This window comes from Mycobacterium sp. PTI7 (genome assembly GCF_056679845.1).
Genome location: NZ_CM155252.1, coordinates 4727121 through 4750721 on the forward strand (window position 1 = coordinate 4727121; position 23601 = coordinate 4750721).

The 23601-nt window shown below is 69.7% G+C and carries 26 protein-coding genes; 14 read left to right on the forward strand and 12 right to left on the reverse strand.

Annotated elements, in window-relative coordinates; translation table 11 throughout:
- Positions 1-114: 114 nt before the first annotated feature.
- On the reverse strand, positions 115-384 hold the full coding sequence (locus AC1MEY_RS22870; protein WP_480227662.1) for a CDGP domain-containing protein: 270 nt from the start codon (positions 382-384) through the stop codon (positions 115-117).
- A 141-nt stretch (positions 385-525) separates the two neighbouring features.
- Between AC1MEY_RS22870 and AC1MEY_RS22875 the strand changes: the two genes are divergently transcribed.
- Positions 526-1803 carry a L,D-transpeptidase gene (locus tag AC1MEY_RS22875; protein ID WP_480227663.1) on the forward strand — a complete coding sequence of 426 codons (1278 nt, stop codon included), beginning with the start codon at positions 526-528 and terminating at the stop codon, positions 1801-1803.
- A gap of 12 nt (positions 1804-1815) precedes the next feature.
- On the opposite strand, the gene AC1MEY_RS22880 is transcribed toward AC1MEY_RS22875, so the two are convergent.
- Positions 1816-2472, reverse strand: coding sequence for a DUF3159 domain-containing protein (locus tag AC1MEY_RS22880; RefSeq protein WP_480227664.1), 657 nt, complete (start codon positions 2470-2472; stop codon positions 1816-1818).
- 45 nt (positions 2473-2517) lie between these two features.
- Here AC1MEY_RS22880 and AC1MEY_RS22885 point away from each other — a divergent pair, with 45 nt between their 5' ends.
- Complete coding sequence (locus tag AC1MEY_RS22885) at positions 2518-3288, forward strand: helix-turn-helix domain-containing protein (RefSeq protein WP_480227665.1); 771 nt, start codon at positions 2518-2520, stop codon at positions 3286-3288.
- Between the two features lie 57 nt (positions 3289-3345).
- Here the strand turns inward: AC1MEY_RS22885 and AC1MEY_RS22890 are convergent, their stop codons facing one another.
- Positions 3346-4788, reverse strand: coding sequence for a carotenoid oxygenase family protein (locus AC1MEY_RS22890; protein WP_480227666.1), 1443 nt, complete (start codon positions 4786-4788; stop codon positions 3346-3348).
- Positions 4789-4854: 66 nt separating this feature from the next.
- Here AC1MEY_RS22890 and AC1MEY_RS22895 point away from each other — a divergent pair, with 66 nt between their 5' ends.
- A complete protein-coding gene (locus tag AC1MEY_RS22895) occupies positions 4855-5511 on the forward strand; it encodes a TetR/AcrR family transcriptional regulator (protein ID WP_480227667.1) in 657 nt (218 codons plus the stop codon).
- A gap of 35 nt (positions 5512-5546) precedes the next feature.
- On the opposite strand, the gene AC1MEY_RS22900 is transcribed toward AC1MEY_RS22895, so the two are convergent.
- Positions 5547-6146 carry a TetR/AcrR family transcriptional regulator gene (locus AC1MEY_RS22900; RefSeq protein WP_480227668.1) on the reverse strand — a complete coding sequence of 200 codons (600 nt, stop codon included), beginning with the start codon at positions 6144-6146 and terminating at the stop codon, positions 5547-5549.
- Between the two features lie 107 nt (positions 6147-6253).
- On the opposite strand from AC1MEY_RS22900, the gene AC1MEY_RS22905 reads away from it, so the two are divergent.
- The 4 genes from AC1MEY_RS22905 to AC1MEY_RS22920 all read left to right on the forward strand — a co-directional run bounded on the left by AC1MEY_RS22905 (position 6254) and on the right by AC1MEY_RS22920 (position 9376).
- On the forward strand, positions 6254-7087 hold the full coding sequence (locus AC1MEY_RS22905; RefSeq protein ID WP_480227669.1) for an alpha/beta fold hydrolase: 834 nt from the start codon (positions 6254-6256) through the stop codon (positions 7085-7087).
- A complete protein-coding gene (locus AC1MEY_RS22910) occupies positions 7084-7479 on the forward strand; it encodes a DUF4345 domain-containing protein (RefSeq protein ID WP_480227670.1) in 396 nt (131 codons plus the stop codon). Before AC1MEY_RS22905 ends, AC1MEY_RS22910 begins: the two co-directional genes overlap by 4 nt.
- Before the next feature lie 23 nt (positions 7480-7502).
- Positions 7503-8204: an SDR family oxidoreductase gene (locus AC1MEY_RS22915; protein ID WP_480227671.1), complete on the forward strand. Its 702-nt coding sequence runs from the start codon at positions 7503-7505 to the stop codon at positions 8202-8204.
- Between the two features lie 71 nt (positions 8205-8275).
- Positions 8276-9376: an Rv2629 family ribosome hibernation factor gene (locus AC1MEY_RS22920; protein WP_480227672.1), complete on the forward strand. Its 1101-nt coding sequence runs from the start codon at positions 8276-8278 to the stop codon at positions 9374-9376.
- A gap of 10 nt (positions 9377-9386) precedes the next feature.
- Here the strand turns inward: AC1MEY_RS22920 and AC1MEY_RS22925 are convergent, their stop codons facing one another.
- The gene (locus tag AC1MEY_RS22925) at positions 9387-9770 is read right to left on the reverse strand and encodes a hypothetical protein (RefSeq protein ID WP_480227673.1); all 384 of its coding nucleotides are present in this window, start codon (positions 9768-9770) and stop codon (positions 9387-9389) included.
- A gap of 257 nt (positions 9771-10027) precedes the next feature.
- Here AC1MEY_RS22925 and AC1MEY_RS22930 point away from each other — a divergent pair, with 257 nt between their 5' ends.
- Complete coding sequence (locus AC1MEY_RS22930; RefSeq protein ID WP_480231629.1) at positions 10028-10987, forward strand: MBL fold metallo-hydrolase; 960 nt, start codon at positions 10028-10030, stop codon at positions 10985-10987.
- 7 nt (positions 10988-10994) lie between these two features.
- Here the strand turns inward: AC1MEY_RS22930 and AC1MEY_RS22935 are convergent, their stop codons facing one another.
- A complete protein-coding gene (locus tag AC1MEY_RS22935; protein WP_480227674.1) occupies positions 10995-11981 on the reverse strand; it encodes an amidohydrolase family protein in 987 nt (328 codons plus the stop codon).
- 77 nt (positions 11982-12058) lie between these two features.
- Entirely contained in the window at positions 12059-12628 is a 570-nt protein-coding gene (locus AC1MEY_RS22940) for a DUF308 domain-containing protein (protein ID WP_480227675.1), read from the reverse strand.
- 108 nt (positions 12629-12736) lie between these two features.
- On the opposite strand from AC1MEY_RS22940, the gene AC1MEY_RS22945 reads away from it, so the two are divergent.
- Both AC1MEY_RS22945 and AC1MEY_RS22950 read left to right on the forward strand, forming a co-directional pair.
- Positions 12737-13303 (forward strand): TetR/AcrR family transcriptional regulator, encoded by a 567-nt coding sequence (locus AC1MEY_RS22945; RefSeq protein ID WP_480227676.1) that lies wholly within the window; start codon positions 12737-12739, stop codon positions 13301-13303.
- 324 nt (positions 13304-13627) lie between these two features.
- A complete protein-coding gene (locus AC1MEY_RS22950; RefSeq protein ID WP_480227677.1) occupies positions 13628-14479 on the forward strand; it encodes an SDR family oxidoreductase in 852 nt (283 codons plus the stop codon).
- Positions 14480-14500: 21 nt separating this feature from the next.
- Here the strand turns inward: AC1MEY_RS22950 and AC1MEY_RS22955 are convergent, their stop codons facing one another.
- The gene (locus AC1MEY_RS22955; protein ID WP_480227678.1) at positions 14501-15109 is read right to left on the reverse strand and encodes a TetR/AcrR family transcriptional regulator; all 609 of its coding nucleotides are present in this window, start codon (positions 15107-15109) and stop codon (positions 14501-14503) included.
- 86 nt (positions 15110-15195) lie between these two features.
- Between AC1MEY_RS22955 and AC1MEY_RS22960 the strand changes: the two genes are divergently transcribed.
- Positions 15196-15561 carry a DUF1330 domain-containing protein gene (locus AC1MEY_RS22960; RefSeq protein WP_480227679.1) on the forward strand — a complete coding sequence of 122 codons (366 nt, stop codon included), beginning with the start codon at positions 15196-15198 and terminating at the stop codon, positions 15559-15561.
- A gap of 361 nt (positions 15562-15922) precedes the next feature.
- A complete protein-coding gene (locus AC1MEY_RS22965; RefSeq protein ID WP_480227680.1) occupies positions 15923-18310 on the forward strand; it encodes an alpha/beta hydrolase family protein in 2388 nt (795 codons plus the stop codon).
- Between the two features lie 5 nt (positions 18311-18315).
- Here the strand turns inward: AC1MEY_RS22965 and AC1MEY_RS22970 are convergent, their stop codons facing one another.
- From AC1MEY_RS22970 to AC1MEY_RS22980, 3 genes are read right to left on the reverse strand one after another with little or no spacing between them, the layout of a single operon-like run.
- Positions 18316-19338, reverse strand: coding sequence for a hypothetical protein (locus tag AC1MEY_RS22970; RefSeq protein ID WP_480227681.1), 1023 nt, complete (start codon positions 19336-19338; stop codon positions 18316-18318).
- Complete coding sequence (locus AC1MEY_RS22975; RefSeq protein ID WP_480227682.1) at positions 19335-19541, reverse strand: hypothetical protein; 207 nt, start codon at positions 19539-19541, stop codon at positions 19335-19337. The genes AC1MEY_RS22970 and AC1MEY_RS22975 overlap by 4 nt, the downstream gene beginning before the upstream one ends.
- A gap of 52 nt (positions 19542-19593) precedes the next feature.
- Complete coding sequence (locus tag AC1MEY_RS22980) at positions 19594-20568, reverse strand: pyridoxal-phosphate dependent enzyme (RefSeq protein WP_480227683.1); 975 nt, start codon at positions 20566-20568, stop codon at positions 19594-19596.
- Between the two features lie 183 nt (positions 20569-20751).
- Between AC1MEY_RS22980 and AC1MEY_RS22985 the strand changes: the two genes are divergently transcribed.
- Positions 20752-22335 carry an alkaline phosphatase D family protein gene (locus tag AC1MEY_RS22985; RefSeq protein ID WP_480227684.1) on the forward strand — a complete coding sequence of 528 codons (1584 nt, stop codon included), beginning with the start codon at positions 20752-20754 and terminating at the stop codon, positions 22333-22335.
- A 96-nt stretch (positions 22336-22431) separates the two neighbouring features.
- Complete coding sequence (locus AC1MEY_RS22990; protein WP_480231630.1) at positions 22432-22806, forward strand: nitroreductase family deazaflavin-dependent oxidoreductase; 375 nt, start codon at positions 22432-22434, stop codon at positions 22804-22806.
- A gap of 25 nt (positions 22807-22831) precedes the next feature.
- Here AC1MEY_RS22990 and AC1MEY_RS22995 read toward each other — a convergent pair whose 3' ends face one another.
- Positions 22832-23557, reverse strand: a complete 726-nt coding sequence (locus AC1MEY_RS22995) for an SDR family oxidoreductase (RefSeq protein ID WP_480227685.1) — start codon at positions 23555-23557, stop codon at positions 22832-22834.
- Positions 23558-23601: the final 44 nt, after the last annotated feature.

Sequence of the window (23601 nt, forward strand, 5' to 3'; positions counted from 1 at the left end):
TCTCCACAACACCGGGCGGGACGCCTGCGTGGGCGAATGTGCGCCGTTCACAGCAACTTCCGAGGTTCGCCCTCTGGTACCGCCACCCTCGGCGTGGTAGGCGAGCCCGCTACGTCAGGGATCGATGTGGTACGGCGGCTCGCCGCCCCACCAGAGCTTGTTCGGGTTGATCGGATAGCAGCGCATCTGCGTGGGCTGGTAGTCGCCGATGCCGCTCACGCCGTAGCCGATGAAGATCCGGCAGCGGTCCCAGGTGCCGTCCGGACGCTCCGGCTGGTCGCAGTACTGCACCCGGCCACGGTCCTCGCACCCCGCACTCGCGGGCGCGGCCGACGCCAGCCCGCCGGCGACCAGCGCCGCCGCGACGACCAGGGGGCGTGCCACCCGAAACCTACTCACGGGCAGCGACTTTACTCGGCCCCGGAGCGGTCGTCGTGGTCACCGGTGTCGGGCCGCATCCCCTAGGATGCAGTCATCCGATCGGCCGCCGATGGCCCCGGCCCTCGCCGACTCCCTGGAGACCCGTTGACGTCCCTTCGCCATGCCCGCGGCGCCTACCTGGCAGGCCTGCTCGCGGTGCTCGCACTCACCGGCGGCTTCGTCGTCGCCAGCGCCCCGGCCTGCGCCGGCTCGTGCCAGACGACGACGGCGTCCGAGGCTCGACCCGCCTCCGCCCCCGCGCCGCCGTCCCCCACCGAGCCCGCGGCGCTGAACCTGATCCCCGCCCCGGGTGCGGTCGACGTCAACCCCGGCGCGCGCGTGCTCGTCTCGGCCACGCGCGGCGCCGTGCAGAGCGTCGAGATGGTGAACGACGCAGGCAAGGAGATCCCCGGCGTCGTCACCCCGGACGGCACGGCGTGGAAGCCGACGGTGCAGCTCGGCTACGGGCGCACCTACACCCTGACCGTCTCGGGACGCGGGCCCGGCGGCATGCCCACGCGTCAGACGTCGAGCTTCACCACGCTGACCCCTGGCGACCAGACCCGGGTGTACCTCAACACGGTCGGCTACACGCCCATCCAGGACGGCGGCACGTACGGCATCGGCATGGTCGTGGTCGCGCACTTCGACGAACCCATCGCCGACAAGGTGGTCGCGGAGAAGAACCTGAAGGTCACCACGTCGCCGAAGGTCAAGGGCAGCTGGTACTGGGTCGACGACCAGACCGCGCACTGGCGTCCCGAGAAGTACTACGCGCCGGGCACGACCGTTCGGGTGGCGGCCGACCTGTACGGCGCCCAGCTCGGCGACGACCTCTACGGCGAGCAGGACGAGCAGGTGTCGTTCCGGATCGGCGACTCGCACGTGTCCATCGCCGACGACACCACCAAGCAGGTGAGCGTCTTCGACAACGGCAAGCTGGTGCGGACCATGCCGACGTCGATGGGCATGGGTGGCACCGAGACCATCGACGGCACCACGCTGAGCTTCTGGACCCCGCCCGGCGTCTACACCGTCATCGGCAAGGCCAACCCGGTGATCATGGACTCCTCGACGTTCGGCCTGCCGGTCAACAGCCGGCTCGGCTACCGCGAGACCATCCCCTGGGCCACCCAGATCAGCAGCGACGGCATCTACCTGCACCAGCTGAACTCGACGGTGTGGGCGCAGGGCAACACCGACACCAGCCACGGCTGCCTGAACCTCAACAGCGAGAACGCCGAGTGGTTCTACGGCTTCTCCCAGCCCGGCGACGTGGTCGAGGTGCGCAACACCGGCGGTGTGCCGCTGCGGCTCGACCAGAACGGCGACTGGACGCTGCCGTGGACCGAGTGGGTGAAGGGCAGCGCGCTGCACCAGTAGAAGCGGCGGGTGCTACGCGACGACCTGCACCGGAGCGTCGACCGCGCCGAGCCGGCGAGCCCGCCGCACCGCCCAGTACGTCACGAGGAGCGCCAGCCCCAGCAGCGGATAGCCCATCGCGATCCGCGCGAACGCCAGCCATCCGGTCGAACCGGCGTCGTAGAGCCAGTCCTGGACGACGAACCTCGCGACGAACACCGCCGTGAACGCGAGGGTCGCGACGTCGAACGCCCGCAGCGTGACCCGGTCGGAACGCCACGGCCGCGCCGACCCGCGGCTGGTCAGCGCATTCCAGATGACACCGACGATGGGCCGACGCACCAGGATCGACACCGCGCAGACCACGGCCGTGACGAGGCTCGCCCAGATGCCCGGCAGGAAGTAGCCCTCGGCCGAGCCGGTGTAGAACGCGATCAGCGCCGCGACGACCACCCCGAGCAGACCGGACACGGCGGGCTGGATCGACTGCCCCCGCACCCTGCGCAGCACGATCAGTCCGACACTCGCCGAGACGGCCACCACGACCGCGACGTCCAGACCTGCGATGGCATTGGCGATCACGTACGCGACGGCGGGCACGGCACCCGCTACCAGGCCCGACACACCTCCCATGCGGTCCAGGAGCGTGACCGGCTCGTCGCGGGCGGGATCGTGCGGTTGCGAAGTCATGCGTGGAGCACACACCCGGACGCTGCGGCATGGTCAAACCCGGCGATGATCCAGAATGGCACCGTGGCGTGGAGTACCCGTGAGATCGCCGAACTCGCCGGCACCAGCGTGCGGGCGGTGCGGCACTACCACCAGGTCGGTCTGCTGGCCGAGCCCGAGCGCCGCTCCAACGGCTACAAGCAGTACGGAGTGCCCCACCTCGTCCGGCTGGTGCGGATCAGGCGCCTGACGGACCTCGGCCTGTCGCTCCCGCAGATCGCGGAACTCGACGACGACGACCACCATCCGAGGGAGGCCCTGCTCGCCCTCGACGCCGAACTCGCCGGCACCATCGAGCGGTTGCAGCGTGCACGCGCCGAGGTGGGCGTGCTGCTGGCGACCTCCGCGCCCACGGACCTCCCGGCGGAGTTCGTGCCGCCGGACGCCGTCGCCTCGCTGTCGGATGCCGATCGCTCACTGGTCGTCGTCCTGACCCGGGTGCTGGGACCGGAGGGCCTGCGGGTCTACGCCGACCTGCTGAGCAACTCCCCACCGGAGCCGACGGCCTCGGCGTTCGACGACCTGCCGGCCGACGCCGACGAGGAGACCCGTCGCGACCTCGCCGAACGCATGGCCCCCTACATCCGCGCGCTGTACGCCGCACACCCCGGCCTGCGCGAATCCCGAACGGACGCCCCGCGGGGCGCGCGGTTCGCCGCGGACACCATCGCCGAGGCCATCACGGAGCTGTACAACGTCGCCCAACTCGACGTGCTCCGTCGCAGCCGCGAGATCCTGGACGAGGAAGGCCGTAGCCCCGACACGATGTCGCGCTGAGAGCGTCGCCGTGGATATATGTCCACGGCAGACCTCTCAGAGCGACATCGTGATCGGCTAACCCGCCGTCGGCACCCAGTTGCCGTGGAAGCCGGCGGGCACCCGGTGCGGCAGCTTGACCGCGGCCACCGTATCCAGGGTCCGGGCGTCCAGGATCGCCAGCTCGCTGCGGTCGGTCGGTCGGTCGTAGACGTAGCCCATCAGCACGCCGTCGTCCTCGTCGGCGTCCGGCGCGGACGGGTGGAAGACGAACTCGCCCAGCGACTTGTCCACCCCGAAGGACCGGGCCTGGCTGTTCCCGCCGACCAAGTCGTGCTTGAGCAGCGTGCCGGTCCCGCCGGTGCCCTCGCCGACCGCGGGCGCGTAGCCGTAGCGGTGCCGCTTGCCGACGAGCCGCTCGTCGACGCGCGGGAACTCCTGGCCGCGGTCGTCGATCCGCGACTCACGCACCTTGCCGTCGGCGAGGTCGACCGTCCAGCGGTCCAGCGTCGGCGGGCCCTCGTTCGGTCCCAGGTGGTCGGTGTCGAACATCTTCGGGTGGCGGATCACGTCGAGCACGACCGTGTTGCCGTCGTCGTAGGCGTTCATCGGGTGGAAGACGTAGCAGGGTTCCACGTCGAACCAGCGCACGTCGGCGCTGCCGCCGTCGCGCGGCATCACGCCGACCCGCGCCGGATACCGCGGGTTCCACGAGTACGGGAACCGGCGGTCGGCGCTCATCTTCATCGGGGTCCGCGCGCTGATCGGGTCGGGAATGCGGACGCGACCGATCAACGCCGACAGCAGGAGCCGGGCCGGCAATCGCAATCCGCGGGGCACCGTCATCTCCGCGGCCTGGCGACCGTCGAAGGTGACCGGCAGGTCGTAGAACACGACGTGTCGCTCGGTCAGCGAGAAGTCGTGCATCATCGGACTGCCCGTGACCTCGATGTCGACGGTGCGACGCGCCCGGCCATCGACGCCGATCACCGAGTACTGCACGGTGTTGCCGCGGTACATGTTGTAGGAGACGGCATGCAGCTCGCCGGTCTCCGGGTCGCGCTTCGGGTGTGCGGTGTATCCGCCGGTGATCGTGCCGTCGAAGTCGCACGGTCCGACCGTGTCGAGTTCGTCGGTCAGTTCGTAGTTGGCGACGCCACCCTCGACCAGCGCGACCGTCTTGCCGGCGTGCCCGATCACGTTGGTGTTGGCGCCGAGCGCGGAGATCCCGGTGTGTCCGGTCCGCCGCTCCTCGCCGAGCAGGCGGGTGGCGTGCGGGCCGCGCACCCACCGGTTCCGGTACCACTCGGCCTTGCCGCCGCGGATCCGCAGCCCGTGCACCATGCCGTCGCCGACGAACCAGTGGTACAGCTCGGGGTCGATCTCTCCGATCGGGTTCGGGCCGTTGCGCAGGTAGCGGCCGTCCAGGAAGTCGGGGATCGAGCCGGACACCTCGAGGTCGGTCAGCGTGATTTCCTCGTCGATCGGCGTGTTCGGTCCCTCGAGGTAGCGGTTGGTCATGACGAACCCTCCATAACAGCGTTATTGATACCCCGTTTATAACAGCGTTATGGCAACATCGCAAGGGTGAGCGACGTCAGGGCACGATTGGTCGAGGGCGGGATGCGCCTCCTCGAACGCGACGGCCTGCAATCGCTCAGCGTGCGGAGCCTCGCCGCGGAGGTGGGCACGTCGACAATGGCCGTCTACACCCACTTCGGCGGGATGACCGGCGTGATCGATGCCGTTGCCAGCGAGGCGTTCGCGCGCTTCACGCACGCGCTGACCGACGCCGGACAGACCGACGACCCGGTCGCCGACTTCTTCGTGATGGGCAACGCCTACCGGGCGTTCGCCTTGGCCAATCCGGAGCGCTACCAACTCATCTTCGGCTCCGCGGCACCGGCAACGGTGGCGGGGCACCGCACCGACGTGACGAGCACCGGCGGTGTCACGAATCGTGCGGAATGGGCCGAGTCATTCGAGGCGTTGCGCACCGCCGTGCGGAGAATGGTCGCGGCGGACCGCATCCGCGACGACGGTGAACTGAACGTCGCCGGCCGGCTGTGGAGCCTGGTCCACGGCGCCGTCATGCTCGAACTGGCGGGCTTCTTCGGCCAGGAGGGGCACGGGCTCACCCACGTCCTCGGACCGCTGGCGGTCGACGTCATCGTCGGTCTGGGCGACGACCGCGCCCGAGCCGATCAATCCTTCGCCGCTGCAACCGAATCCCTGGCCGGCTGAGCCCGCTAGTGCACGACGGTCATTAAGGTGAAGCCCTAGCGACTGCCGGTGGCGGCGTCGACGAGGGTCTGCGCCGCCTTCCGGGCATGGGTCCACGGCGCCGGATCGTCCAACGACGTCGACAGTGCGGCCGCCCCCTCGAACAGCACGGCCAGTTGATTTGCCAGCAGCCGCGGGTTCTCGGCGCCGGCCTGTTTGGCCAGCCTCGCGAGTCCGGCGATGTACTGCCGCTTGTGCTCCTGGACGATCTCGTGGATCTCGGGCATCTCCTCGCCCGCCTCGACGGCGGCGTTGTGGAAGGGACAGCCCCGCATGTGTCCGCTCGACGACGGGGTGGGGAACAGCGCCAGGATTCGGGCACGCGGCGATCGCCGGGCGTCGTCGGCACTCGGGTGGATCGGATCCCCCACGTGCTGCCGGATCTGGCCGAGATACTCCTCGACGACGGCGGTCTTGCTCGGGAAGTGCTGATAGAGAGTACGTTTCGATACGGACGCCTCATTGGCGAGCTTCTCCACGCCGGTGGCGTTGATGCCCTCCCGGTAGAACAGGTCGATGGCCGCCTCGACGATGCGCTTGCGTGCGCCGCGACCGCCGCGGGCGGGGGCCGTCGGATCATCGGCAGCTTCACTCATGGCTGAAGTGTACCGATGAGTTTACCTTCGGGCCACCGGCGTGTACGGTCGCCATGGTAAACCGGACGGTGTACCTGAGTCCGACCGATCGACCGAGGAGCGAGTGCATGGCCGAGAGACACGAACGCATTCCGACCAAGACCGTGACCGCCGCCGGCGTCACGTTCGCCTACCGTGACCTCGGGCCGCGCAGCGGCGTACCGGTGATCCTGCTGAACCACCTGGCCGCCGTCCTCGACAACTGGGATCCCCGGGTGGTCGACGGCATCGCCGCGCAGCACCGGGTCATCACGTTCGACAACCGTGGAATCGGCGCCTCGACCGGCACGACGCCCGACACCGTCGAGGCGATGGCCACCGACGCCATCGCCTTCATCCGCGCGCTGGGCTTCGACGAGGTCGATCTGCTCGGGTTCTCGCTCGGCGGGATGGTCGCCCAGGTGATCGTGGCGCGCGAGCCGCGCCTGGTCCGCAGGCTCATCCTGGCCGGCACGGGCCCTGCCGGCGGCGTCGGCATCGACAAGGTCACCGGGGTGACGATCAGCGACAGCGTCAAGGCGACCCTGACGTTCAAGGACCCCAAGGAGAACCTCTTCTTCACCAAGACCGCACACGGCAAGGCCGAGTCGAAGAAGTTCGTCGCGCGTCTGAAGGAACGGAAGTCCGACCGCGACGAGTCGATCGCGATCGGGGCCTTCCGCACGCAGCTCAAGGCCATTCACTCGTGGGGCACCGCGGCACCGGCCGATCTGAGCACCATCGGGCAGCCCGTCCTGGTGGCCAACGGCGACCACGACCGGATGGTGCCCACCTCCAACTCGCACGACCTCGCGTCGCGGATCCCCGACGCCAAGCTGGTGATCTACCCGGATGCCGGGCACGGCGGCATCTTCCAGTACCACGACGAATTCGTCGCAGAGACGCTGGCGTTCCTCTCGTGACCACCCGCAACCTGAGGCCGCTGCAACGGACGATAGGCGCGTTCGCCGTCCTACCCGTCCTCAGCGGACTCGGCGAGGCACTGCTCGGTCCACGCGCCGTTCCCGGCGGCTCGCCGGCCGTCCTCCCCACCGTCGACAGCGCGTTCCGCTACGCCAACACCTTCAAGGTCGCCGCGGGCCTGACGCTGTGGACCGAACTCGGGCGCGTCGACCGGTCGCCGGCCACGACGACCGTCCTCGCGACGGTGGCCGTCGGCGGCGCGGTCCGGCTGCTGTCCTGGCGTCAGCACGGGCGGCCACATCCGGCCATCGTCGCGGCGACCGTGGGCGAGACCGTCCTCGTCCCCATCATCATCGCGTGGCGGCGACGCCTGCAGAACTCACCCACTTAACACACCAAACCCAAGGAGCAGACATGACCTCACTGCATGATCAGACCGTTCTCGTCACCGGCGCCAACCGTGGAATGGGCCGCCACTACGTGACGCAGCTCCTCGAACGCGGAGTGGCCAAGGTCTACGCCGCGGCGCGCGACACCTCCCAGATCGACGTCGCCGATCCCCGGATCGTGCCGCTGCGGCTGGACGTGACCGATGCCGCCTCGGTGGCGGACGCGGGCCGGATGGCCTCCGACGTCACCGTGCTGATCAACAACGCAGGCATCGTGCGCGGCAGCTCGGTGCTGGCCGCGGACACCACGGGGCTGCGAGAAGAACTCGAGACCAACCTGTTCGGGCCGCTGGCGCTGGCCTCGACCTTCGCCGATCGGATCGCCGAGCACTCCGGCGCCATCGTCAACGTGGCGTCGGTACTGGCATGGCTGCCCGTCGGCGGCAGCTACGGCGTCACCAAGGCCGCGCTGTGGAACGCGACCGACGCCATGCGGCTCGAACTCGGCTCGCGCGGCGTCCAGGTGGTGGGCGTCTACGTCGGACTCGTCGACACCGACATGGGCAAGACATTTCCCGACGTCCCCAAGTCGGATCCCGCCGAGATCGTCCGTCGCATCCTCGACGGCGTCGAATCCGGCGCCGACGAAGTGCTGGCCGACGACATGACTGTCGCCGTGCACGCCGCGCTGAGCAAGCCCGCCTCGGAGCGCATGGCACACCTGTAGGCCGTCGCGTTTGTCCGCTCGATGCCTGGGCACCCCAGAGCCCGTACCGGACGGATCAGGACGGAGGATCTATGCACGCCGAACGCTTGACGTCGCTGCTGGAGTCGAAGGGCCCGTACGCGTCGGTCTACTGGGATGACTCTCACGACACCGAGGACGCCGCTGCTCAGCGGGAGTTGAAGTGGCGGGCCATCCGCGAGGACCTCGAGCGCCAGGAGGCGTCCGAGGAGATGATCGACGCACTGCAGCGCGCCATTCTGGAATCGAGGCCGCCGGTCGGCCGCAGCGGCCGGGGCGTGGTCGCCGGAGCGGACGGCATCCTGGTGAACGAGCACCTGATCCGGCCGCTGGAGACACCCGAGACGCGGGTCTCGACGCTGCCCTACCTCATACCGCTGGTGACCTACGCGTCGCCGCACGCCACCTACGTCGTGGCGACCGTCGACCACGCGGGCGGCGACGTCACCCTGCACCACGACGGGCGCGTGCGCTCGGAGAGCGTCGACGGCGGTGGGCACCCGATTCACAAGGCCGACAGCGCCGAGACACCCGGCTACGGCGATCCGCAGCGACGCACCATGGAGGCCGGCCGCAAGAACCTGCGCGCCGTGGCGGACCGGCTGGCGCACCTCGTGGACTCCGAGTCACCGGACGTCGTGTTCGTGGTCGGCGAGGTGCAGTCACGCGCCGATCTGATGCCCACCCTGGAGCAGCGCGTGCTCGACCTCGTGGTCGAACTCGACGTCGGCGCCCGCAACAGCGGCGTCGACGACGGCGAGGTTCGGCACGTCATCGATCAGGAACTACTCCGACGGCGGGTGACGGAGATGGACGCCGCGGCGCAGAGCTTCTCGAAGGCGATCGGCCAGGGCTCCGGTCTGGCCACCCAGGGACTGGACGGCGTGTGCGCCGCGTTGCGCGCCGGGGCAGTGGAGACGTTGATCATCGGAGACCTCGGTGACGCCACCGTCATCGCCGACCACGATCTGTCGACGGTCGCACCCAACCCGAACGTGCTGTCCGAGTTGGGCGCCGCCCCGACGCAGACCCTGCGCGCCGACGAGGCGTTGCCGTTCGCGGCCGTCACGATCAAGGCCGCCCTGCTGCGCACCGACGAGCGGATCACGCCCGACGACGGGGTGGCGGCGATACTGCGGTATCCGCTGCCGTGACCCGGTCGGCTCACGGGGCGGGGAGGCGCGGGTCCACCGCGTACCGACCGCCGGGGTCCTGGCAGTAGAACAGTCCGCAGTTGACCGGCGGCCTCGTCAGGTTCACCAGTGGGACCTCGGCGGGCGGCAGCGCGCCCTCCCAGACACTCGGCGCCACGTTGCCCGGAACGCCGTAGCTCCACCAGTAGGTGTGGCAGACGTTCCAGTCCCAGTTGGGCCGTTCCGAACCGGAGGCGAAGCCCTCGTACTGGCCGGGGCACCAGGTGAAGGGTCCGGTCGCCCGAGCGTCCGGATCCGCCTGTGCGGTCGCCGGCGTCAGCGTCAGGCTCGTCAGTGCAGCGGCACCCGCGAGCAGTGCGGCGGCAGTTGACCGCGTGAAGATCGACCTCATCATGTGTCCTTCTCGTTGGTTGTGTGAGGACAGAACACAGCCCCGGTCCGGCTACCGATCCCAACTTCGCAAACGCCGATCCGCGAGGCACTGCCCGGCCTATGCTCACCCGCATGCAGCCCCCGGGCACGTGCCAGTGCACCGGCGGCCACGCGATCTCGAGGCGAACCATGCTGGCGGCGTCGGTGTCCGCCGTGACCGCCGGTGCCGTCCTCGGTTCGTCGGCAACCCCGACGGCGTCGGCGGAGACGCCGGCCGCGCTGCCGACCGACGCACTCATCACGCTCGGGGTGCAGGCGGGACCGCCACCGGTACCGAACATGACCGGGATCTCGTCGGCACTAAAAATTGGTGGCGACGTCTATCAGATCGATTGTGGCCTCGGGTCTCTCAACGCATTTGCCAACGCAGGCCTGCGCTTCGACGACCTGAAGAGCATGTTCATCACCCACCTGCACACCGATCACATCGTCGACTACTTCAGCTTCTTCCTCTCCGGCGGCTACACGGCGGCGAAGGGCAAGGCCCCGGTGACCGTGTACGGACCCGGCCCCGCCGGCGGACTGCCGCCGAGTCGCGTCGGCAACGCCAATCCGGCCATCATCGATCCGACGAATCCGACGCCGGGCCTCGCCGCCACCACCGCGGCCCTGCAGCAGGCGTTCGCGTACACCAACAACATCTTCATCCGCGACATGGGCACCGACGACATCGGAACCCTGGCCGACGTCGTGGAAATCGCGGTGCCACCGGGTTCGGACTACCTGAACCGCTCACCGGCGATGGCGCCCTTTCCCGTGATGTCCGACGACAACGTGACCGTCACCGCGACGCTCGTCTCCCACTACGACGTGTATCCGGCCTTCGCCTTCCGCTTCGACCTGAAGAGATCCGGTCGGTCGGTGACGTTCTCGGGCGACACCACGAAGTCCGACAACGTGATCGCCCTGGCCCGCGATTGCGACGTACTGGTCCACGAGGCGCAGTTCAGCCTCGACGACGCCTACTACGGCAACAGATTTCCACCCGGATACCTGGTGAAGTCGCACACCTCGGCGGAGCAGGTCGGCGAGGTCGCCGCGGCCGCCAACGTCGCACACGTCGTCGTCAGCCACTACTCCCCCAACGACCTCCCCGATTCCGAATGGCAGGCCGCCATCGGCAGGAACTACTCCGGCAGGATCACCGTCGCCCGCGACGGCCAGGTCTTCGCGCTCTGAGCTAGCATCACGCGCCCAGGTGGTCCGGTAGTCGCTCGCCAAACAGCCGGATCGCGTTTTCGCATGACACCTTTCGGCGATCGTCGTCGTCCATCGGAAACGACGACAGGAAGGCGGCACCGTCCTGGTTGTCGTCCATGGGGTAGTCCACCGAGAACATCACCCGATCGACGCCCATCACGTCGAGGGTGCACGCGAAGGCCGGCGGGCAGAAGTTGCCGCTCGTCGTCACGTGGAAGTTGTCGAGAAGGTACGCAGAGGGCGGTCGACGCAAGCGGTTCTCACCCGTGCCACCGAGCCCGTAGTAGCGGTCGATCCGGTAGGCCGCGAAGGGCAGCATCTCACCGAGGTGGCCGATGATCATCTGCAGTTTGGGATACTTGTCGAACAGTCCGGAATAGATGAGACGCAGCACGTGTGTTCCCGCCTCGGCGGCGAAGCCCCACGACGCGAGGTGCAGGCCCTGCTCGACGTACGGTCTGAACCAGGCCTCCATCACCGCGGGATGGGGCGTCGTGGGATGAAGGTAGATCGGCGCGCCGAGTGCCTCAGCGCGTTCGAACAGCGACTCATAGGCGGGATCGTCGAGGTACCTGCCCTGGCAGTGCCCGTTGATCAACGCGCCGACCAGGCCGAGGTCTGAGACGGCACGCTCCAGTTCGTCGGCCGCAGCCGTGGGGTCCTGTGTCGCCAGCGTCGCGAAGCCACCGAAGCGCGCGGGTTGTGCCCGGACGGTCTCGGCTAGTTCGTCGTTCGCGCGTCGCGCGAGATCGACGGCGAGCCCACCGTCCGTCAGCTCCTGCACGCCCGGATCGAACAGCGACATGATCTGAAAGTCGATCCCGGCCGCGTCCATCTGCTCCAGGCGCATCGATCCCGTGTCGTACAACCGTTGATGGGCAAGCGAATCGTTCGATGCCAGCCAGGTGGCCACGGGATTTCCGGAGCTTGCCGGATCCCATGCGAAGTGCTCTTCGAGGGCGATCAGCGACATGGCATTCCCCTACGGTCGGTCGACTTTGGCATCGAACGTGCGGTGAACGTAGCCCACGAGCATGCCTCCGCGTCCGCTTACCGGCGTCGCGCCGACACGACCAACCAGACCGCCGAGACCAGGAAGTAGAAGGCGCCGAATGCCGCGTAGGGCGCTATGTCGACGACGCTGGGCGTCTCGGGCGCATTGGCCGCCACCAGGAACATGGCGCCCGCCGCCGCGGACTGGGCGCCACTGATGATCATCAGCCATTGCGCGCCAACGGTTCTCCATCGACGTACTGCCGTCGCCAACTGCAGCAGGCCCGACAGCGCCGCCCACACGCCGAAGACACCCAGCACCTCGTGCATGCCGGCGGCGAGCGCGAAGGCCACCGCAACCGTGGTCAGACTGCTGACCGCCGTGTTGAACGCCTGGGTGGGGTTGCGGCGCAGCCCGCCGTTCTGCCGGGCGTCGAGCACGTTCGCGACGGCGTCCCACGCCGGATAGATCACCAGCAGCACCCCGGCGACGAGCAGCGACATCGTCCCCACGGTCAGCGCGGCCGCCACCCAGATGAGCGACACCACGCCGCGCATCGAGTAGTAGACGCGCAACCAGCGGTCGGCATCCGTGGACCTGAGTTCGTCCAACGCGGGTTCTGACATGTTCTCTCCTCGATCGGGATGGCGTCGCCCGCCGGGCATCGCGGGTCGAGCGGTCGACCCACCACTCGCGTCGCGTGTAGTCGATCGACTACAAGCTAACGTAGTCAAATGACTACAGCAAGCGGGGACGGAGGCGCGAGTGCCCGCATCCGGCCGCTGGTGCTGTCGCACGCGGCAGACCTCTTCGCCGAGAGGGGCCCGGCAGCCACGTCGTTGCGCGACATCGCTCAGCGTTCAGGTGTCAACGCGGGGTTGATCTTTCGGCACGTCGGAAACAAGGAGGCGGTCGTGGCGGCCGTCCTCGACTACATCGCCGCGGACCTCGCGACCATCCGGGACGCCGACGCGCCGCGGGACGTGGTCGAGGCGCGTGCCGAGCGCAGCTGGAAGGTGATCGCACGATCGCTGCTCGACGGCTTCGACGTCGGGCGCCTGCAACACCGATTCCCCAACGTGGAGAAGCTCGTCGAGTCAGCGCTCAGCCGGCACGACGACGACTACACCGCACGCGTGGCCACGGCCGACGCACTGGCACTGCAGCTGGGGTGGCACCTCTTCGGGCCGTTCCTACGAGCGGCGACCGGACTGGACGACGCCCGGCCACGCACCGGCCGCAGTCACGTCGGCGACGCGTTCGCCGAGGAGCTGGGCGACCCCCGCAACCTCGGTCGCTGAGGACGCCCGGCCGGCCTGACGCTCGTCGCGTCGATTGAGGTAGCGGCACACCAGCAGCACGGTCGCGGTCGGGCCGCACAGCACCAGCACCGGAAGCAGCCCGATCAACGAACCGGCGACTGAACTCGAGGTCATCACTCGATTGCAGCGCATCGCGCGGCCGGCGTCGATGGTCCTTGACGGTATCCCTACGGCCCGGTGTCGATGGTCACACGGATGCGGGCTGCCCACGGCGACATTCGTCATGGGGGGATGGGCGGTCCCTGGCCGATCGTCCCGGCGACGGCGACAATGGGCTCGTGGATACCTGGTGGATGAGTACTCGTGGGTGACGTTCACGAGAGGGGCGCCCGGCACTGGTTCGTCACCGGGGCGTCGGGCGGGATCGGCAGGCACATCGTCGAACACGCGCTGAGAGAAGGCGATCACGTCACGGCGACCGTCCGTCGCAGCGACGTCCTCGACGACCTCCGGCACGGGTACGGCGACCGGTTGGCCGTCGAGGTGCTCGACCTCGGCCAGCCGGCACGGGTGGAGGAGGTCATCGCCCGAACCGTCGCGGCCAGGCCGGTGGACGTCGTGGTGAACAATGCCGGGTACGTGGTCGTCGGCGCCGCGGAGGAGATGACCGCGGAGCAGATCCGTGACCAGCTCGAGGTCCTGTTGATCGCTCCGATGCTCGTCACGCGGGCCTTCCTCGCGCCGATGCGCGAGCAGGGCGGCGGCAGGATCATCCAAATCTCGAGCATGGGCGGTCAGACGAGCGTGCCGACCCACAGCTCCTACCACGCCGGCAAGTGGGGGTTGGAGGGTTTCACGGAGAGCGTCGCGGCCGAAGTGGCGGACTTCGGCATCCGTCTCACCATCGTGGAACCCGGCGGAACCCGCACCGGCTTCCTGACGGGCATGCAGTTCACCGAGGAGTCCGAGCCGTACCGGGACACGGCGGTCGGGCACGTCCGGCGCAGCTTGACCGAGGCCGACGCCTCGTCGATGACGGGCGACCCCCGGAAGATCGCCGCGCTCGTCTACGAGACCACTCGGCAGGCCGAACCACCGATCCGACTCACGCTGGGTGCCGACAGTTACGAGCATGTCCACGAGGCCCTTTCGACGCGGTTGGCGGCCCTGGAGGCCCAACGCGCCGTCGCCGGCTCCGTGGCGTTCGACGAGTGAGACGCCGCTGACGTCGGAGGCTCACCGCGCGGCGAGACTCCGCTCGACGCGTCGGGCCACCTCTCCGGCGAGGTCGGCGGCGGAGACTTCTCGAGCGGTGGAGAACGCCATCATCGCCGTGCCGCGCAGCAGCCCGATGATCGCGACGGCGGCGAGGTCGGGATCGACGTCGGGATCGATGGACCCGTCGGCCACGCCCGCCCGGATCTGGTGCACCAGGTGGTCGCGGAACGCGGCGTCCCGTTCGGCGAACAACGACGCGAGCGACGGCTCCAGGTTCGCCGACTCGGTCCACATCTTCAGGAACGCCTCCGATCGTGGCGACCGGTCGTGCATCCCGCCCAGGTACGCGGCGACGAACTCGGTCAGACACCCCAGGCCCGTCGGCGACTCGGCCGGGACGTCGAACTGCTGGGTGTGCTTGATGAGTTCCTCCAGCAGACCCGCCTTGCTGCCGAAGTGGTGGTTGACGATGCCGCGGCTGTACCCGGCGGCCGCACCGACGGCGGCGAGTGAGACCGCGCTCGAGCCGTGCGCGGCGACGAGGGCCGTCGCTGCGTCGAGCACTCGGCGCCGGGTGTCGGCGCGGCGTTCCGCCTGGGTACGCCGGGCCAGGCGGGTGTCGTCCATGTCGGTCATTGTCTCCCGCCGGGTACGTGTCGGTGGCACGCTGTAGGTTGCGTGTCGTATAGCAAGTAACTACCAAGGAGACCGAGATGCCCGTACTGAACGAAGCCGACCTCGAGCGTTTTGCCGCCACCGACCCGAACGGACCGGTGGTCATGCTGAACCTGCTGAGGTTCGCACCCGGCGGGGAGGCCAAGTACAGGGAGTACATGGAGAAGTTCACCAGCACCGGCGTCAGCGAGCGGTACGGCGTGACCATCGTGTACGGCGGCATGGGACACCCGTCGCTCGTCGCGGACGCAGGCGGCGACTGGGACATGGTGGCGATGGTCAGCTACCCCAGCCGGCAGAACTTCGTCGACATGGTCAACGATCCGGACTACCAGGAGTTCGAGCACCTGCGCGCCGAGGCAGTGTCGACGGCCGTGCTGCAACCCACCACGTCCGTCCTCTGAGTCACCGACGGCACGACCTACGTGGACGTCTCCGCTGACGATGTTCAACACCGGTGACCGCGAGGTCGAGCTGACCTGCGAACGGGGTTGGCCCGCAGTGCAAGCGCTGTACGACGATGCGCGCTCGGATCTCGTGGCGTGGGCCGCGGGGTGGCTGCGGATACGGACGGTGACCGGCTTGCCGGCGACCGAGCCGGTGTGGCGCGACATCGTCGCGGGACGGTCAGACCCCTTGTCCGCGGTGGTGGTGCGACCCTAGGACCGCTCATCCTCCGAAAGCCGGCCGGCGGGTCCACGGCCGACGCTATGGTCGCTGCGGTGCGACGCACCGAAGTGACGGCATCGGTGAGGGTGGGGCGGCATGGCTGAGGGATTGCACGTCGGACGGGTCGGAAGTCTGGCGGCCGCGCTGGGCATCGGGGCCGCAATCCTGTACGGCGGCTGTGGAATCGCCGTGGCCGACCCCGCGAACTCCTCGGGTTCCGATTCGTCGTCGGGTGCGTCCTCCTCCTCCGCATCGTCCACCGGCACGACGTCGTCGGCAGCATCGTCGGAATCGTCGTCGGAGCCGTCGTCGGAGTCGCCGACGACGGACGCGGTGTCCGGGGTGCAGCCGGACACGTCGGCGTCGGTCGCCGGATCCGCGGGGTCCGCCACCGCGACGGCACCCGCGACGACGCCCGGCACCGTCGTCGCCACCGGCGGGGCGCACACCGGCACGTACTCGACTGCTGACCGCTCGTCGACGCCGCGGCTCGACCGACCCGCCGGCGCCACGGGCACCCGCACGGAGCCCGAGGGCACGCCCACCACGGCGAAAGCGTCGGCGCCGCAGGGCGAATCGCCCGCGACCGCGACCGTCGACGACGGCCCGACCGCGTCTCGCGACACCGTGACGGCCGTCGAAACCCCCGTTGCCGAACCCGTCTCCGGTGACGGCCCGACCGCGCCGACGGAGTCCCTGGCCGCGTTGACGCTGGCGTCGGCCGCGCGCAAGGAGACCACGGCCCCCGAAACCACCACGACACCCGGGACGACGGCGACGAGGCCGGCCGCCGCGCTCGCCGCGCCCGCCATCCCCGGCCCGCCCGTCGTCGTCCTCCAGACCGCTCCGCTCGAGTTCCTGCAGTACATCCCGATCATCGGGCCGGTGTTCGTGACGCCGGTGGTCGCGGCCATCCACCAGATTCCGATCATCGGTGACGTCATCCACCCGTTCGTCGGGTATCCGGTGCGACCGGGCGCGCCGGGCGACCCCGTCTCGCGGGACGTGATGCTGACGTCGTTCGACGGGACCCAGATCTACGTCCACTTCATGCCGGCGGGCGGGCTGCGGGCGGGTCAGCGGGCGACGACGGTCCTGCAGGGTCCCGGCCTCGGCATGCCGGGGGCGACGAACCTCGACGGCACGATCCTCGACGGCATCCTCACCGACAACCTCGGGGCCGTCGGGGTGGGCGCCCTGCGCGCCGCCGGCTACAACGTGGTGACGTGGGATCCGCGCGGTGAATACCGTTCGGGTGGAACGCTGGAACTGGACTCGGCGGACTTCGAGGCCCGCGACACGTCGGCGATCATCAGCTGGGTGGCCACCCTGCCCGAGGTCCAGCTCGACGCCCCCGGCGATCCGCGGATGGGGATGGTCGGCGCATCCTACGGTGGCGGCATCCAATTCGTCACCGCGGCGATCGATCACCGCGTCGACGCGATCGTGCCGACGATCGCGTGGAACAGCCTCAATAGCTCGCTCTACAAGAGCCAGGCGTTCAAGAGCGGGTGGGGCACCCTGCTCACCGCGGCACTGTTGCTCACCAACGCCCGCCCCAACCCCGCCATCTATCCGGCGGCCATCTACGGCGACCTCACCGGGACGCTGACCCAGGAGCAGCAGGACCTGCTGTCGCAGCGCGGACCCGGTGCGCTGCTGGCCGACATCACGGCACCGACGCTGCTCATCCAGGGCACCGTCGACACGCTGTTCTCCCTGCAGGAGGCGCAGGCGAACGCCCTGGCGCTGATGGCCAACGGCGTCCCCACCAAGGTGCTCTGGTTCTGCGGTGGCCACGGACTGTGCACCAACAACCTGTTCGATCCCACCGACGGCCAGGTGATCACCACCCAGACGCTGGCGTGGCTGGCGCACTACGTCAAGGGACAGCAGGACGTGTCGACCGGTCCGCAGTTCGAGTGGGTCGACCAACGGGGCCAGTTCTTCTCGTCGACCACCTACCCGGCCACGCCCGCCGCCTCGATCGTGGCATCGAGCAGCGCACCGGGCACCCTGCCGCTGATCCCACTCGTCGGCGGCTCCGGTCCCCTGCTGTTCGTCCTCCCCATCGGAGGCACGAAGGCGATCAACGCCTACAACCTCACCATCCCGGCGGCGACGCAGACCACCTACGTCGTGGGCGCACCCCAGCTGACCCTGACGTACTCGGGTACCGGAACGAGCAGGCACGTCTTCGCCCAGCTCGTCGACGACGCGACCGGCGCGGTACTCGGCAACCAGGTGACGCCCATTCCGGTGACCCTCGACGGACAGAGCCACACCGTCACGATCCCGCTCGAGCAGGTGGCGCACACGTTGAGCGCGGGCCAGACGCTGACCCTGCAGGTGGTCGCGTCGACCGCCAACTACGAGAACTTCGGGTCGTTCGGAGTCCTCGACGTGGCCGGCCTCGCCGTGTCCCTGCCGACCATCACCGACGCCGTGGCCAGGACAGCCGCCCAGGCGCCACTGTCGGCGTGACCGGTTCAGCCCGTCCGGCGCTGCTCCGCGCTGCGCACCAGTTCCACTGCGGGAGAGCCTGACTCGACTGCGCTCCGTAGGCGTTCGAACGATTCGGCGGGCAGCGCCGCGAGGGCGTCGACGAGCCGGCCCAGGCCCGCGTCGTCGAGGCCTCGAGCGAAGTGGTCGAGTTCGGCCCACATCGCTCCGTCGGCGATCTCCGCCGTCAGTGCGGCGAGGTGGCCGTCGGATGCCTGAGCCACTGCGGCGCTGAGCATCTCCGGGGTGATCACGCCCGCGAAGCCCGCCATCGCCGCGCATTCACCGCCGTCGAGCAGCGCGCCTGCGATGTCGGCGACGGTGCCGACCGGGACGGACGCCACGATCGGCCCGAACCGGTGCGGGTCCAGCGCCAGCGCCAGTTCCGCGAGTTCTGCGGCGTCGAGTTCCTCGGCGATCTGGCGTACCTGCTCGTCGGGCAGTTGACCGATCACCTGGTCCAGGGTGTCGTTCCAGGTGAGCAGCGGCACCACGGCCAAGAGGTCGTGCGGGCTCGCCACCCCGAGCGTCGCCAGCAGGGCGTCGGCCTCCACGGAGTCGGCGAATCGCGCCATCGCCTCGTACGCCTTGCGGCGGAACAGTTCTCGGGCGACGTCGGCCACGCGTGCGGGCGGGATGGCGCGCACGACGTCCTGGGCGCGGACCGGATCCAGGGCGATGGCCAGGTCGCCGAGGTAGGTCACCGACACGCGGTCGACGAGGTCGCGTGCCTTGTCGGGCTCGAGCAGTTCGGCGACCAGTGCCGCCCCCTTCGGCGGGAGGAACTTCTCCCCCAGCCGCCCTGCGAGCGGACCGGGCATCGTGCGGGCCAGCGCCGCCACCCGCGCGAAGCGGTGACGCTTGTCGGCCATCAGCCGGCCATGGATCTGAGCCTGCAGGGCGGCCAGCTCGTCATCGGGTACGTCGTCGAGTCCGTGGACGTCGGCGGCGTCGACGCCCAACTGCCGGGCGATCGCCTCCACTGCCGGTCGAGCGCGCGTCGCGGTCATCCGAGCAGCGCCTTGCGGACCACGCTGCGCAGCGGCAGCGGGACACCCTTGAGCGCGGCCTTGACCCCGGTCTCCATCGCCTCGGCCTGGCGCCGCCGGGCGGCCTCGATCTGCCCGGCCAGTCGGCTCCGGACCTCCGGCGGCAACGCACCGACCGCGGCGGGTGGTTGCTCGCCGAGTACCTCCGCCAGCTCATCGGGCACAGTCGATCTCCTCAGTCCGCTCGTGATCGGACCCATCGTAGAAGGAGTCGGTTCAGGAGCCCGCGTCCGCCGCCGCGGTGGCCAGCTCCGCTGCGGCGGGATGGCCGAACAGGCCCGGTAGACCGCCGCTGGCCAGGAAGACGACCGTCTCCCCTGGCGCGATGGATCCGTCGCGGATCTCGGCGATCAGACCTGCCATGGCACGCGCCGTGTAGGTCGGATCGAGCACCAGGCCCTCCGTCCGTGCGGCCAGACGGAGCGCACTCGTGGCCTGCGGCGCGAGCGAGCCGTAGCCGGACCCGACCTGGTCGTCCCGGATCCGCAACTCGGTGGCCGGCATCTGCTCACCCATGTCGGCCAGGAGACCGCCCACCTGCGCGCGGGGATCCGGCACCGCGCCGGTGTGCACCCCCAGGACTCGGGTCGCGCCGAGCGCCGCCACCAGGCCGGCCATGGTGCCACCCGACCCCACCGCACAGACGACGTGGCGGACGTCGGCGGCCTGCTCGGCGATCTCCTGCCCGGCCAGCCGGTAGCCGTGGGCGCCGACGCCGTCGGACCCGCCGAACGGGATGATCGCCGGGCGCCTGCCCTCGCCGCGTAGACGTTCGGCGGTGGCGGTGGCGGCCGCGGCCTCATCGACCGGCTCGTCGCCCGCCCAGACGACGGTGGCCCCGAGGATGGCATCGAGCAGGAGGTTTCCCGACGCGTCCGGCGGCGGCTCCCCTGGGAAGACCAGCACCGCGTCCAGCCCGAGTCGAGTGGCTGCGGCCGCGGTGAGGCGGGCGTGATTCGATTGGGGCGCACCCGTCGTGATCAGGGTGTCGGCGTCGTCCGCCACCGCGGCCGCCACGGTCCACTCCAGTTTCCGGATCTTGTTCCCGCCGCCGGCCAGGCCGGTCAGGTCGTCGCGCTTGAGCCACAGATCAGCCGCACCCAGACCGATCGCCGCGGCCAGTCGGGGTGCGGATTCCATTGGCGTCGGCCAGGTTCCGAGCAGGACTCGATCGGTGGGGATCGTGGCCATGTCGACACTCCATCTCGAGTCATCAGTCGCCCGGTGGCGAGTCTAGGGCGCGGACGCTCGGCGTGACGACCGAGCGGTGAGCGGGCGGGTGCCCGATCCGTTGGTGTTCGCGATACCCGGTGGCGGTCTCCGCTCCGTCGCGCGTTCACCGCGGCGTCGCCTGGCCACCGGATGCTGGCACCCATGCCCACGACCGACGGACGAGCGATCGTCCCCCGCCGGACCGTGCTGCGGGCCTCGCTGGCCGGCGCGCTCCTCGTCCCCGCGGCGGCGGCCCTGCAGGCGTGTGGCGGCGCCGGCCCCGGCCTGATCGTCGACCGTCCCCGCCTCACCCACGGCATCGCCAGCGGCGACCCTCGCGGCGATGGCGCACTCGTCTGGGCCCGCTCCGACGTCGGCGCGCGCATGATCGTCGAGACCTCGGCCACCGAGTCCTTCACGTCCGTCGAGCGCACCCAGGGGCCGTGGCTGACCCCGGACTCGGACGGGACCGGTCGGGTACGCCTCACCGGCCTGGAGCCTGGCCAGACCGTGCACTACCGCGTGACCCTCGAGGGCGACGACGGCGCGACGTCGGAACCGGCGGTCGGCGTCTTCCGCACCGTCCCGGCAGTACCGCGGGACGTCAGGTTCCTCTGGTCCGGCGACGTCGTGGGCCAGGGCTGGGGAATCAACCGGCGGGGCGGCATGGCGATCTTCGGGGCCATGGCCGACCGCCGACCGGACTTCTTCGTCCACTCCGGCGACGCCATCTACGCCGACGGTCCGGTACCCGCGACGCAGGTGCAGAACGACGGCGGCACTTACGCCAGTGTGACGGCGTCCGCCAAGGACCGCGTGGCACAGACGCTCGGGGACTTCCGCGGAAACTACGCCTACAACCTGAGCGACGACCACTATCGACGGTTCAACGCCTCGGTTCCCCAACTCGTCCAGTGGGACGACCACGAGGTGGTCAACAACTGGTTTCCCGGTGAATCGCTCGCCGGACAGAACCGGAAGGGCTACACCCGGACCGACGTGGACGCCCTCGCGGGTCACGCGTACCAGGCGTGGCGCGAATGGCAGCCCGTCGACCCCTCCGAGGCCGTCGACGGACGACTGCATCGCAAGATCTCCTACGGCCCGCTGCTCGACGTCTTCGTCCTGGACATGCGTTCCTACAAGAACCCGAACACGCAGGCGTGGGCGGAGTCCGACGACGCCGGGGTGCTGGGGCGCGAACAGACGCAATGGCTCATCGACGGCCTGACGGCGTCGACGGCGGTGTGGAAGGTGGTCGCCAACGACCTGCCGATCAGCATCGTCGTACCGGACGCGGCGACCGACCCCGCCGACGGTCCGGCGTCCATGGAGGCGGTCGCGCAGGGTGACGGCGGACGCCCACTCGGCCGCGAGATCGCCTTCTCCCGGATCCTGGCCAGTACGACGGACGTTCGCAACGTCGTCTACCTCACGGCGGACGTGCACTACACCGCCGCGATCTCCTACCACCCCGACCGGGCTGCGTTCGCGGACTTCACCCCGTTCTGGGAATTCGTGTCCGGGCCGCTGAATGCCGGCGCCTTTCCGCAGAGCCCGCTCGACGGCACCTTCGGCGCCCGCTACGAATTCGTCCACGCGCCGCAGGAGAAGGACACCTCACCCGCGCAGGGCTTCCAGCACTTCGGCGAGGTCGCCATCGACGCGGATTCGAGGACGCTGACGGTCGATCTGCGGGACGCGTCCGGAACTTCGCTGTACTCCAGGGAGTTGTCGCCGACGTAGGCATTGACCGGAACCGCCGACCGAGGAGCGCCCGTGACCGACCCCAGATTCTCCATTCGCCCGCCGGAATGGCTCAAGGACGTCAACGCGCAGGTGATGGCGGACCCCGAATCCCCGTCGGCAGTGCTCACCGTCGTCGGCCGGCGGAGCGGGACGCCACGGCGTACGCCCGTGACGCTGTACGAGCGCGACGGCGAGCGATTCATCGTCGGCGGCTTCCCCGGCGCGGACTGGGTCCGCAACGTCCGGGCGGCCGAGACCGCGGAACTCTCCGTCGCCGGCACGGAGGAGCGCATCCGTCTCGTCGAACTCGACCGCGCTGCGGCAGAACCGATCCTGCGCGCGTGGCCGGACGTCACTCCCGACGGTGTCGCGATCATGCGGGACGCGGGTGTCGTACCCGACGTCACGCCGGACTCGCTAGCGGCAGTCGCCGGAGTCTGCCCGGTGTTCCGCGTCGAGCCCGCCTGACACCGGACCAGCCGACCCCTCATCCTCAGACGTGACGGGCCCCGCCGTCGACGTGGATGGTCTCGCCGGAGACGAAACCTGCAGCGAGCAACCACATCACGGCGTCGACGACGTCGTCGGCAGTGCCGATCCGTCCGGCGAGGGTCCTGGCGGCGGACGCGTCGAAGAAGGCCTGCCTGTCCCCGGCGGCCATGGCGTCGTACTTGCCGGAGTCGACGATGCCCGGCGCGATGGCGTTGACCCGCACCGGTGCGAGTTCCCGCGCCAGGTGGCTCACGGTGAACCCGACGGCACCGTTGGTGACGCCCATGATGGCGTATCCGGGCGACGGCGTCCACGCTGCGACGCCGGAGAACAGCAGCAACGATCCGCCGGGAGTGATCCGTGGCGCGAAGTGCTTGGCCACCAGGAGCGGGCCGATGACCTTCGCGTCGAAGGCGCGCGTCACGGCGGCGCGGTCGAGCTCGCCGACCGGCACGTTGTGGGGGGCGGCCGCCGTGACGACGACGTGGTCGACGGTCTCGAGATCGGCTGCGGCCGAATTGATGTCGTTCTCGTCGGTGACGTCCAGCCGGAGTCCGCGGGCGTTCGACAGCGTCGCGGCGGCGGCGTGTGCCCGGTCGCCGTCGCGTCCCGAGATCACGACGTGCGCACCGATGCCGTCCAACTCGGCTGCGATGCGCAGCCCGAGATACTTCGTGCCACCGATCACCAGGACCGTCTTACCCGCCAACGTCGTGCGCTCACTCATGCTGCCTCCGTGCCTCGTCGTGATGGGGTCTCGGGTCGAGGCTA